At 70.2% G+C, this 11,534-nt stretch carries 11 protein-coding genes; 7 read left to right on the top strand and 4 right to left on the bottom strand.

Features of this window, described 5'->3' with window-relative positions:
• Nucleotide 1: 1 nt before the first annotated feature.
• Complete coding sequence (locus HD596_RS33715; protein ID WP_185073266.1) at nucleotides 2-1,237, bottom strand: sugar transferase; 1,236 nt, start codon at nucleotides 1,235-1,237, stop codon at nucleotides 2-4.
• Nucleotides 1,238-1,737: 500 nt separating this feature from the next.
• Between HD596_RS33715 and HD596_RS33710 the strand changes: the two genes are divergently transcribed.
• Both HD596_RS33710 and HD596_RS33705 read left to right on the top strand, forming a co-directional pair.
• On the top strand, nucleotides 1,738-2,067 hold the full coding sequence (locus tag HD596_RS33710) for a YciI family protein (protein ID WP_185073265.1): 330 nt from the start codon (nucleotides 1,738-1,740) through the stop codon (nucleotides 2,065-2,067).
• 62 nt (nucleotides 2,068-2,129) lie between these two features.
• Nucleotides 2,130-3,347 carry an RNA polymerase sigma factor gene (locus tag HD596_RS33705; protein WP_185073264.1) on the top strand — a complete coding sequence of 406 codons (1,218 nt, stop codon included), beginning with the start codon at nucleotides 2,130-2,132 and terminating at the stop codon, nucleotides 3,345-3,347.
• Between the two features lie 60 nt (nucleotides 3,348-3,407).
• On the opposite strand, the gene HD596_RS33700 is transcribed toward HD596_RS33705, so the two are convergent.
• The 3 genes from HD596_RS33700 to HD596_RS33690 all read right to left on the bottom strand — a co-directional run bounded on the left by HD596_RS33700 (nucleotide 3,408) and on the right by HD596_RS33690 (nucleotide 5,414).
• Nucleotides 3,408-3,794 carry a hypothetical protein gene (locus HD596_RS33700; protein ID WP_185073263.1) on the bottom strand — a complete coding sequence of 129 codons (387 nt, stop codon included), beginning with the start codon at nucleotides 3,792-3,794 and terminating at the stop codon, nucleotides 3,408-3,410.
• Nucleotides 3,795-3,967: 173 nt separating this feature from the next.
• Nucleotides 3,968-4,591: a hypothetical protein gene (locus tag HD596_RS33695; RefSeq protein ID WP_246555027.1), complete on the bottom strand. Its 624-nt coding sequence runs from the start codon at nucleotides 4,589-4,591 to the stop codon at nucleotides 3,968-3,970.
• Nucleotides 4,592-4,634: 43 nt separating this feature from the next.
• Nucleotides 4,635-5,414, bottom strand: coding sequence for an HAD-IIA family hydrolase (locus HD596_RS33690; protein ID WP_185073261.1), 780 nt, complete (start codon nucleotides 5,412-5,414; stop codon nucleotides 4,635-4,637).
• Between the two features lie 61 nt (nucleotides 5,415-5,475).
• On the opposite strand from HD596_RS33690, the gene HD596_RS33685 reads away from it, so the two are divergent.
• The 5 genes from HD596_RS33685 to HD596_RS33665 all read left to right on the top strand — a co-directional run bounded on the left by HD596_RS33685 (nucleotide 5,476) and on the right by HD596_RS33665 (nucleotide 11,534).
• Nucleotides 5,476-6,663: a M20 metallopeptidase family protein gene (locus tag HD596_RS33685; protein ID WP_185073260.1), complete on the top strand. Its 1,188-nt coding sequence runs from the start codon at nucleotides 5,476-5,478 to the stop codon at nucleotides 6,661-6,663.
• Between the two features lie 2 nt (nucleotides 6,664-6,665).
• Nucleotides 6,666-7,631 (top strand): zinc-dependent alcohol dehydrogenase family protein, encoded by a 966-nt coding sequence (locus tag HD596_RS33680; protein ID WP_185073259.1) that lies wholly within the window; start codon nucleotides 6,666-6,668, stop codon nucleotides 7,629-7,631.
• A 164-nt stretch (nucleotides 7,632-7,795) separates the two neighbouring features.
• Nucleotides 7,796-9,616 (top strand): ABC transporter substrate-binding protein, encoded by a 1,821-nt coding sequence (locus HD596_RS33675; protein ID WP_185073258.1) that lies wholly within the window; start codon nucleotides 7,796-7,798, stop codon nucleotides 9,614-9,616.
• Nucleotides 9,617-9,627: 11 nt separating this feature from the next.
• Nucleotides 9,628-10,638, top strand: coding sequence for an ABC transporter permease (locus HD596_RS33670; protein WP_185073257.1), 1,011 nt, complete (start codon nucleotides 9,628-9,630; stop codon nucleotides 10,636-10,638).
• Nucleotides 10,635-11,534 carry an ABC transporter permease gene (locus tag HD596_RS33665; protein WP_185073256.1) on the top strand — a complete coding sequence of 300 codons (900 nt, stop codon included), beginning with the start codon at nucleotides 10,635-10,637 and terminating at the stop codon, nucleotides 11,532-11,534. The genes HD596_RS33670 and HD596_RS33665 overlap by 4 nt, the downstream gene beginning before the upstream one ends.

The following is an 11,534-nucleotide window of genomic DNA, read 5'->3' as shown; positions in this document are numbered from 1 at the left end:
CCTAGCCCCCGCCCGGCCGGAGCAGGGACCAGACCGTCTGCAGCATGATCTTGAGATCCGCCCGGAAGGTCCATCCGTCGATGTAGTGGTTGTCGAACCGGACGCGATCCTCGATCGAGGTGTCGCCGCGCAGCCCGTGGATCTGGGCCCAGCCGGTGATGCCGACCGGCATCCGGTGGCGCAGGCTGTAGCCCGGGACCGTCCGGGAGAACTTCTTGACGAAGTGCGGGCGTTCGGGCCGCGGGCCGACGATGCTCATGTCTCCTCTGAGAACGTTCCAGAGCTGGGGCAGCTCGTCGAAGGAGGCCTTGCGCAGCAGCCGGCCCACCGGCCCGAGCCGGGTGTCGTGGGCGATGCTCCACAGGGTCTCGGACTCCTGCGCGTCCGCGGGTTTCAGCGTCCGCAGCTTGATCAGTTCGAGCGGCTCGTCCCGGTAGCCCACGCGCCGCTGCCGGAACAGCACCCCGGGGCCGGTCTCCAGCCGGATCAGCACCGCGCAGAGCGCGAGGATCGGCGCGCTGACGATGAGGCCGGTCAGCGCGACCGCGATGTCCATGGCCCGCTTCAGCGGCCAGGCGAGGCCGCGCTGCGCCTCCGGACGCATCCGCACGAGCGGGAAGCTGCGGACGTGCTCGCGCAGCGTCACGAAGTCGATGATGAGCTCGCCCAGGTCGGGCGCGAGGTAGACGTCGCAGCCGAGCGACCTCGCCGTTCTCGCGATCGACTGCTGGCCCTGCCCGGCGATCACCACCGCGCGCACCCCGTGGGCCTGGACGACGCGGACGATGTCGCCGGGCCCGCCGAGCACGGGGACGCACGGGTCCTCGCCGGGCGTCTCATCCAGGAAGCCCAGCGGGAGCAGGCCGTGCTCGGGGTAGGCGAGCAGGTTGCGCGCCAGCCGGTGACCGTGCGCCCCCGCGCCGACCACCACGGCGGGCACGGCCCTGCCGCGCCGGCGTGCCCTGCGGATCAGGAAATAGAGCACGCTTCTGCCGCACACGGCGAGAAAGGTGAAGAGCAGCGCGATCAGGACGACCACGATGAGCGAAGTCGTCTCCTGGAAAGCGGCGAGCGCGCCCGCGAGTCCCGCCCCGGCGAGCCAGAAGCCCCGATCGAGGCTGGAGGGCAGGACGCGCGGCGCGTACACCTGGCCGATGCCGCCGACCGCGACGACCAGGACCGCCGCGAGCGCGATGCGCGGCACGCTCTGGCCGGCGTTGGCCGCGGCGAACGCCATGCAGATCAGATCGATACAGATCAGGCCAAGTGGTTGGACAGCCTTCCAGAGCCTCGATCTCTGCTGCCCTCCCCACCGCCCGACCCAGCGGTGGCCCCCAACACTAACAGCCACTACTTCTCCGGAAATAAACTAGTTTGACGGGATCGACATGGAAACAGTCGATCTAATCCCTCCAAAAAGCCAATAGTCTCTCTTCGGGCGATTTGCTGCCCCAAATTTCCGTAGCAACGCTTTTCCTACGGAATACGCGAACAATCACCCAACGAAGCCTTGAGCGTAGCCGTGCGCCTCGCGGAAATCGAGAACGTTACGGGCTTGGATCCCTTGTTGTCGCGCAAGTTTTCATTGATCCTGCGTTGGCGATATGGAGGTGGTTACCGGGTTTAGGGTCGGCTTTGGGTAGAGAGTCCGGATTGAGAGGGATGCTCCGGGCGGTGTCCGGATCCGGGGAGGCCGTTCGTCATGCTGGTGACAGCACGACACGCGAGGAGCGATCGATGAAGTACATGATGTTCGTCTGCACCGACGCCGAACCGGACACGGACTCGACCGGCAGCGAGGACATCGAGAAGTGGGTGGCCGACAACGACGGCCGCGGCCGGCGGCTGGACGGCAACGAGCTGGGGCCGGTGTCGGCCGCCACGACGGTCCGCGTCCGCAACGGCGAGCTGCTGGTCTCCGACGGGCCGTTCGCCGAGACGCGGGAGGTGATCGTGGGCTACGACATCCTCGAGTGCGCCCATCTCGACGAGGCGATCGAGGTGGCGCGGGCGCACCCGATGGCCCGGTACGGGCGGCTGGAGCTGCGGCCGTTCGCCGGCCAGTGACGCCAGGACGCCCGGCACGGCCCCCGGCGGCGGCACAGTCCGCCGCGGGGGGCCGCGCGGGGATGGTCGCGGAGGCTGTTGCGGCGGTCGGCGCGGACGCCTACACGCGGATCGTCGCCACCCTGATCCGCGTCACCGGCGACTGGACGCTCGCCGAGGACAGCGCCCAGGACGCGCTCGCGCAGGCCCCGGAGAGGTGGCCGCGGGACGGCGTGCCGGACAACCCCGGCGGCTGGCTCATGACCGTGGCCCGCAACCGCGCCACCGACGTGCTGCGCCGCGCGTCCGTCGAGCGCCGCAAGCTGCACGAGCTGGCGGAGCTCGCGCCCGCCGCCCCGGCCACGGACGACCAGGAGGAGGAGGTCGTGGACGACCGCCTGCGGCTGATCTTCACCTGCTGCCACCCCGCGCTGGCCCTGGAGTCACGGGTGGCGCTCACGCTGAGGACCGTCTGCGGGGTGCCGACCGCCGACATCGCGCGGGCGCTCCTCGTCCCCCACGCGACCATGACGCGGCGCCTGACCCGGGCCAAGACGAAGATCGCGGACGCGCGCATCCCGTACCACGTCCCGAGCGGCCCGGCGCTGGCCGAGCGCCTGCCCGGCGTGCTGGCCGTCCTGTACGTGCTCTTCACCCGCGGCTACGACCCCGACGGCGAGCCGGGCCTCGCCGACGAGGCGGTCCGGCTGGCACGCCTGCTCCACCAGCTCCTCCCGGACCAGCCGGAGGTCGCCGGGCTGCTGGCGCTGCTGCTGTTCCAGCACTCCCGGCGCGAGGCCCGCCGCGACGGGCAGGGCAACCTGCTCACGCTCGACAAGCAGGACCGCGCCCGCTGGGACCGCGCGGCGATCCGCGAAGGGCTGGAGACGCTGGCGGCGGCGCCGGCCGACGGCCCCTACGTCCTGCAGGCGCGCATCGCCGCCTGTCACGCGACCGCGCCGGACCCCGGCGCGACGGACTGGCCGGCCATCGCCCGCTGGTACGACGAACTGGTGGAGCTCCACCCCTCGCCGGTGATCGCCCTCAACCGCGCCGTGGCCCACGGCTACGCGCACGGCCCGGCGGCCGGGCTGGCGCTGATCGACCAGGTGCTCGCCACCGGCGCGCTGAAGGACTATCCGCTCGCCGTCGCCGCGCAGGCCGACCTCACGGCCCGCCTCGGTCACCGCGACCACGCCGCCGCGCTGTTCCGCCAGGCGGCCGCCCGCCTCGCCCCGGGAGCCGAACGGCGCGCCCTCCTGGAACGCGCCGACGACCTCACGGGCCCCGCGCCCGGTTAGCGGAGCCGGGACGGCGATCCGGCCCCGGCTTCGGGCGGGATCACCGGCCCGGCGCGGCCGTCACATGTAGTCCTTCTTGAGCAGGCGATCGAGCTTGATGCTCAGGTCGAGCAGCTCGGACCGGATGGCGTTGAACTCCTGCGCGATCTCGGCCCGGACGCTCGCGAACTCGTCGGCGATCTGCGTCGGGATGTAGTCCTCGTCGTCCCCGGCGAGGTGGGCGTTGATCTCCCGCCGGATGGCCGCGATCTCGACGTCGACGGCCGCGAACTGCTCGATCGTCTCGGTGCGGGCCATCGCCGTCTCGGCCTTGATGGCGGCGAGCTGGGTCTCCAGGCGCTTGGCGCGGTCGTTGATCTCACGGAGCAGGCCCTGCTCCCCGCCGCCCACCGGCGTGGCGTCGCCGAGCCGGTCGCACGCCTCCAGCCCATCGACACGGAGCTTCAAGTCGCGAATCTCCGCCTGTACGTCCACGGGTTTTACCTTTGCGCTTGCTGATGGCGCGGCCGCCCCCTCGACGACCGCGTTGGGTCACCATATGGTTGCAGTCGGTGAGGGATTTTGGCCAGGCCTCGGCGAAATCGGGGCCGATTCTTTGCCCGGCCCGCCGGGCGAAGGTGCTAGCGGCGGTCCTCGATCTCCCAGAGGTGGTCGATGACGTGCCAGGCGGCGCGGCGCAGCGCGTAGCGGGGCGGCCAGCCGGTCGTCCGGGGCGGCTCCCAGGCGCGGGACAGCACGTCCGCCAGCTCCGCCCGCATGGCGTCCCGGTCCCCGGGCTGCTTGTACGGCTTGTGCCGCACGTCCACCTTCCTGGCGAAGGCGCGCTCGGCCTCCTCCACGTGCCGGACGACCCCCGACAGGTCGCGGCCGCCCCCGCGCGGGCCCTTGCGCAGGTCCTCGGGAGAGGAGGCGGCGGTCTCGTCGAACAGCGCCCAGGCCGCCCGGAGGAGGGCGACGCCGCGGGCCGCCTCGGACGCGGGCACGGGCTCCTGGTCCAGGTCGGGGACGGCGTACGGGGCGCCGAAGTCGGTCATGTCGCTGCCCGGGACGCGCGCCACGACCACCGGGTCACCCGGGGCGAAGTCCAGCCCGGCCCGCGCGGCCACCGCGCCGTAGCGGGGGACGTACTCCATGAGCAGGTCGAGGGCCGCCTCCTCGCCCTTGGCGACCCGGCACCAGCCGGGCCAGTCGAGCGAGCAGGCGAAGACCTTCTTCGGGCCGATCTCCAGGTAAACGCGGGTCATGGCGTCCAAGGGTGCCACCCGTACCTGTCAGAACGAGTCAGGTTCAGATGAGGTCGATGAGGTCGGCGACCGAGTCGACCACCAGCGAGGGACGGTAGGGGAAGCGGTCGATCTCGTCGCGCTGGGTCACGCCCGTGAGGACCAGGATCGTGAACAGGCCCGCCTCCATGCCCGACACGATGTCGGTGTCCATGCGGTCGCCGATCATGGCGGTCGTCTCGCTGTGGCCCTCGATCTCGTTGAGGGCGCTGCGCATCATGCGCGGGTTGGGCTTGCCGACGAAGTAGGGGGCGACGCCGGTGGCCTTGGTGATGAGGGCGGCCACGGCGCCGCAGGCCGGCAGGGAGCCCTCGGTGGAGGGGCCGATGGGGTCGGGGTTGGTGGCGATGAAGCGGGCGCCGCCCTCGATGAGGCGGATGGCCCGGGTGATCTGCGTGAAGCTGTAGGTGCGGGTCTCGCCGAGCACGACGTAGTCGGGGTCGAGATCGGTGAGCACGTAGCCGACCTCGTGCAGCGCCGTCGTCAGGCCCGCCTCGCCGATGACGTACGCCGAGCCGCCCGCGCGCTGGTCGTCGAGGAACTGGGCGGTGGCCAGCGCGGAGGTCCAGATGGACTCGGGGGGCACTTCGAGGCCCGCCCCGGCCAGGCGCGCCGACAGGTCGCGCTGGGTGTAGATCGAGTTGTTCGTCAGCACCCTGAACTTCTTGTCCGACTCTCTGAGCCGCTTGATGAATTCGTCCGCACCGGGGATCGGACGACCCTCGTGGACGAGAACGCCATCCATGTCGGACAACCAGGAGTCGATCCGTTTACGCTGAGTCACACGCACATCGTACCGAGCGCGCCTTATCGACTTCCCGCCCGGTGGATGAACAATGTTCTTCATGTCCTTCACCGAATCCGCCCGTGACATGCGGGACGACCTCATCCAGCTCAGGCACTCGTTGCACACCACCCCGGAGCTCGGCCTGCACCTGCCGCGCACGCAGGAGAAGGTCCTGGCCGCGTTGGACGGGCTGCCGCTGGAGGTGACGACGGGCACCTCGCTCAGCTCCGTCACCGCCGTGCTGAGGGGCGGCAGACCGGGCCCGGCCGTGCTGCTGCGTGGGGACATGGACGCGCTTCCCGTGGCCGAGAAGAACGACCTGCCGTACGTCTCCCAGCTCCCCGGCCAGATGCACGCGTGCGGCCACGACCTGCACACCGCGATGCTGGCGGGGGCGGCGCGGCTGCTGAGCGCGCGGCGGGAGGAGCTGGCCGGTGACGTCATCTTCATGTTCCAGCCGGGCGAGGAGGGTCACGAGGGCGCCAAGCACATGATCGCCGAGGGGGTGCTCGACGCGGCGGGCGCGCGGCCCGTGGCGGCGTACGGGATGCACGTGGTGTCGGCGATGTTGCCGCCGGGTCTGTTCGCGTCGCGGCCGGGGCCGATCATGGCGGCGGCGGACACGTTCCTCGTGACGGTCAAGGGGCGCGGCGGGCACGGCTCCAGCCCGCACCGGTCGCTGGACCCGATCGCGGCGGGCTGCGAGATGGTGACGGCGCTGCAGACCATGGTGACCAGGGGGTTCGACGTGTTCGACCCGGTCGTGGTGACGGTGGGCAGCTTCCACGGCGGGTCGGCGGACAACGTGATCCCCGACGAGGCCAGGTTCGAGGCCACGGTGCGCACGTTCAGCAAGGACAACCGGGCGAAGATCAGGCGCAGGCTGGTGGAGGTCGTGCGGGGCATCGCGGCGGCGCACGGGCTGGAGGTCGAGGCGTCGTTCGGGATGGGTTACCCGGTGACGGTGAACGACGACAGCGAGGCGGCGTTCGTGGGCAGGACGGCCGACGAGCTGTTCGGCCCGGGGCGGTATTTCGTGTCGCCGCAGCCCATCATGGGCTCCGAGGACTTCTCGTACGTGCTGGAGGAGGTGCCGGGCGCGTTCGTGTTCCTGGGGGCCTGCCCGGCCGACCGTGACCCGGCCACGGCGCCCTACAACCACTCCCCCGAGGCGGTCTTCGACGACTCCGTCCTGTCCGACGGCGCCGCGCTCTACGCCACGCTCGCCCACGCCAGGCTGTCGTGACCATGCGGGCGTGGGTCGTGGCCGAGCCGGGCCCGATGGCGACGCGGCCGCTGGAGCTCGTCGAGCGGGACGTGCCCGAGCCGGGCCCGGGCGAGGTGCTGGTACGGGTCGAGGCGTGCGGCGTGTGCCGTACCGACCTGCACCTGGCGGAGGGCGACCTCCTGCCGCGCCGGCCGCGGACCACGCCCGGTCACCAGGTCGTGGGGCGCGTCGAGGGCACGGGCGAGCGGGTGGGCGTGGCCTGGCTCCGCTCCACCTGCGGCGCGTGCAGGTACTGCCTGAGGGGCATGGAGAACCTCTGCCCCTCCTCGGCCTACACGGGGTGGGACGCCGACGGCGGTTACGCCGAATACCTCACCGCGCCCCGCGACTACGTCTATCCGCTGCCCGGCGACGTGCCCGCCGAGCGGCTGGCGCCGCTGCTGTGCGCCGGGATCATCGGCTACCGGGCGCTGCTGCGCTGCGACCTGCCGCCGGGCGGGCGGCTGGGGATCTACGGGTTCGGCGCCTCGGCGCACCTGACCGCGCAGGCCGCCATCGCGCGGGGCGCGGTCGTGCACGCGGTGACCAGATCCGCGGCCTCCAGGGCGCTCGCGCTGGAGCTGGGAGCCGCCTCCGCCGGGGACGAACCGCCCGAGCCGCTGGACGCGGCCATCCTATTTGCGCCGGTAGGTACCCTGGTGCCAGTGGCGCTCGAAGCGCTCGACCGTGGTGGCACGCTGGCCATCGCCGGGATCCACCTGACGGACGTGCCCGTCCTGAACTACGACAGGCACCTCTTCCAGGAGCGCACGCTCCGCAGCGTCACGGCCAACACCAGGGCCGATGGGCGTGCCTATCTGGAGCTGGCGCTGGCCCACCCGCCACGCGTGGCGACGAGCCTCCATCCGTTCGCAGAGGCTGCCCAGGCGCTCACCGATCTGGCGAACGACCAGGTCAGAGGGGCTGCCGTCTTGGTAATGGAATGACGTTTTACTTGACGGCGCTTAGCTCCACTCCGCACACTGATGAAGGAAAGTTACATTAGCCTCACAACCTCTGGAGATTATTGACGCGGGTGAGGCACGATCGTAGGGTCCGGTCAATCCCTACAGAGATCTTCGACAGGTCCGACATCTCCCCGGAGCGGCAAATGAAACGACTGGCAGCGGTAGTGGCGTTGCTGGGCCTTGCCACCGCGACAGCGGCGTGCAGCGGTGGTTCGACCAACACTTCCGGCGGCTCGGGCGGCGGGGGCGGGCTCTTCACCACGATCGACGTGCTCAAGCCCGGCCTCGACGCGAGCGGCCCGGCCAACCCATGGGCGCCCAAGGGCAACTCTTTCCTGGGTTACAACGCGATGAAGCTGGGCTGGATCAAGAACCACCTGACCGATCCCAACCAGTTCTACCCGGGTATCGCGGCCAGTTGGGAGATCGCTCCCGACAACTCCTCGATCACCATCCACATCCAGCCGAACGCCAAGTGGTCCGACGGCAAGCCGGTGACGGCCGACGACGTCAAGCTCTCTCTCGGGCTGGCCTCCACCACCGGCAGCACCGCGTTCGCGGTCACGCCGGGCGCGGCGGGCGTGGCGTCCGACGTCCAGGTGGTCGACCAGAAGACCGTCAAGGTCTCCCAGGACATGAAGAACCCGAGCATGAAGTTCGCCCGCGGCATCATGGACAACTGGGTCGTGCCGGCCCATGTCTGGAGCAGCCTGCTGCCGGCCGACTTCTGGGACAAGCTGAAGGCCGCCAGGGAGACCGGCGCCGACGCCGACAAGGCCCGCGAGGAGATCCTCGCCATCGGCCAGAAGGTGCTCGCGTTCGCGCCGCCGAAGGACGTCTCCGCCGGCCCGTTCACGCTGGAGCGGGTGAACCCGGGCGAGGCGCTGCTGGTCAAGAACAAGAACTTCTACAACGCCGCGAACGTCGCGCCCGCGCAGGTGAAGCTGCTCAACTACAACGGCAACGAGCAGATCTGGAACTACCTGAGCGCGGGCAAGCTCGACCAGGCCGGCTTCACGGCCATGCCCACCGACGTCATGACCCGGATCAAGAACGCCCCCGGCTCCAACGTCATCAGGGGCTTCTCGCCGGTGGCCGTCGGCATGGCCTTCAACCAGTCGAAGAAGCCGTACGACAACGTGCACGTGCGGCGCGGCCTGGCCTACCTGATCGACCGCGACCAGGTGACCAAGGTGGCCTCGCCCGAGGGCGGCACGCCGGCGCTGACGACCTCCGGCATCCACCAGAAGCCGGCCCAGGAGTGGATCGGTTCCGAACTGGCCAGCCTGAACCCGTACAAGCACGACGTGGCCAAGGCTGAGGAGGAGTTCAAGGCGGCCGGTCTGAAGAAGACGGGCGGCAAGTGGACGCTGGCCGACGGCTCGCCGTGGAAGGTCAGCATGCGCGCGCCCGCGACGTTCTCCGACTGGATCTCCGCCGAGGAGAACATCAAGAGCCAGCTCATCGCCGGCGGCGTGGACGCCGAGGTCGTGACCGTCGCCGACTACCCCGTCTACCTGGAGGAGCTCGCGGCCGGCAAGTACGACGTCGGCTTCTGGCTGATGGCGCTCGGCCCCGCGCCGTACGACATCTTCCAGCGCCTCTACGGCGCCTCCAACGGCTGGACCAACGTCGCCGGCAAGGTCGCGCACAGCGCGCCCGGCAAGGGCGGCAACTGGATGGGCAGCGCGGAGGAGATCGACGTCGAGGGCGTGGGCAAGGTCAACCCGGGCGAGCTCACGGCCAAGCTGAACGCGGCCACTCCCGAGCAGGCCAAGCCGATCATGGTGCAGCTCGCCAAGACGGCCAACCAGGACCTGCCGGCCATCCAGCTCTGGGACTACGTCAACACGCAGTTCACCAACACCAGCCGCTTCACCGGCTGGCCGGAGCAGGACAGTGACCTGCTCCGCCTGAACGCCGGCGTCTGGATCCAGCTGGGCCTCATCAAGGCGAAGCAGTAGAGAAAGAGCCTATGGTAGTCATCGCACGGCGACTCGCGGGCCACCTGGCCCGCGGGGTCGTCATGATCCTCGTCGTAGCCACGATCAGCTTCTTCATCGTCAGGAGCATCCCCGGCGACCCGGTGGCCGCGAACGTCCAGAAGCTGATCCAGCAGGGCATGGATCAGCAGGCGGCCGAGCAGGCGACGCGCGTGCTCTACGGGTTCCAGCCCAGGGGCTCGCTGTGGGAGCAGTACGTCCAGTACATGTCGGGCCTGCTCCGCTTCGACCTGGGCCAGTCGATCACCCACGCGGGCGCGCCGGTCACCCAGGTGCTGGGCGAGGCGGCCAAGTGGACCGTTCTACCCGTGCTGGTCGGAACGCTGCTCAGCTTCCTGGTCGGCATCCTGATGGGCGTCTACGCGGCCATCAAGCGCTCGGGCAAGCTCGGCGACATCCTGGCCATCTCGGGGTCGCTGCTGCACGGCGTCCCGCAGTACGTGCTGGGGCTGCTGCTCAGCGCCGTCTTCGCGACGCTGATCCCGATCCTGCCGGGCGACGGGCCCGTGGACATCCTGTTCGAGCCCGGGTTCAACGCCGGCTACATCGGCTCGCTGGCCCAGCACGCGGTGCTGCCGGTGCTGACGTACGCGCTGGCGGCCTACGGCGGATGGATCCTGGCGATGAAGTCGAGCGTGGTGACGGTGCTCGGCGACGACTTCATCCTGGCGGCGGAGCTGCGCGGGATGAAGCGGTCGATCATCTTCCGCTACATCGCGCGCAACGCGATCCTGCCGCTGTTCACGATCCTCGCGCTGTCGCTCGGGCTGCTGCTCGGCGGCGCGGTGTTCATCGAGCGGATCTTCAACTACCCGGGTCTCGGCCTGCTGCTCCTCGACAGCATCACCATGCGTGACTACGCGCTGATGGGCGGGGCGTTCCTGCTCATCACGGTGTCCATCATCGTGGCGAACATCCTCGCCGACCTGTTCTACTCCGCGATCGACCCGCGGGTCCGCAGCGGGGAGGAGGTGTCGTCATGAGCGTCCTGCTCGAGAGCTCTTCGACCAGCGCCGCCATGCGCCGCAACTTCTGGGCGGGCGTCTGGCGGGTGATGAAGCGCAAGCCCAGCCGCATGGTGGGCGCGGTGCTCGTGCTCGGGTTCGTCTTCATGGGCGTGTTCGGGCCGATGTTCTACCCCGCCCAGCTGCCCCTCGACCCGACCCAGATCACCGCGCCGCCGAGCTGGCAGCACTGGCTCGGCACCGACGACCAGGGCCGGGACGTGATCGCCCTGGTGGTCACCGGGTCGCGGTACGTGCTGCTGGCCGCCCTGGTGACCGCGGTCATCACCGTGGTCCTGGGCACCGCCATCGGGCTGTTCTCCGGCTTCAAGCGGGGCCGCTGGGACAACGTGCTCATGCGGCTCACCGACATGAAGCTGACCATCCCCGGCCTGCCGCTGCTGCTGGTGCTGTCCACGGTGTGGAAGTTCAGCAGCGCGATCCAGATGGGCCTGGTGCTGGGGCTGCTCGGCTGGGGCGGCGTGGCGCGGGCGGTGCGCTCGCAGACGCTGTCGCTGCGCGAGCGGGGCTTCATCGAGGCGGCGCGCGGGCTCGGCCTGCCCACCAGGCACATCGTGGGCAAGGAGCTGCTGCCGAGCATGGCGCCGTACATCGCGATGAACATGCTCATCGCGGTCACCGGCGGCGTCTACGCGCAGGTCGGCCTGTTCTTCCTGGGCGTGCTGCCGTACGAGTCGAACAACTGGGGGCAGATGCTCAACACGGCCGTGTTCCGTTCCGGCGCGCTCCAGGTGCCGAGCGCGCTGGGCTTCCTCATCGGGCCGCTGCTGGCGATCCTGTTGCTGACGCTGGCCATCGTGCTCGTGGTGGACGCCATGGACGAGATCTTCAACCCCCGGCTGCGTGAGGAGTAG

Origin of the sequence: Nonomuraea jabiensis (assembly GCF_014204795.1) — a bacterium.
Lineage (GTDB): Bacteria > Actinomycetota > Actinomycetes > Streptosporangiales > Streptosporangiaceae > Nonomuraea > Nonomuraea jabiensis.
This window is presented reverse-complemented; position numbering and strand designations above follow the sequence as displayed.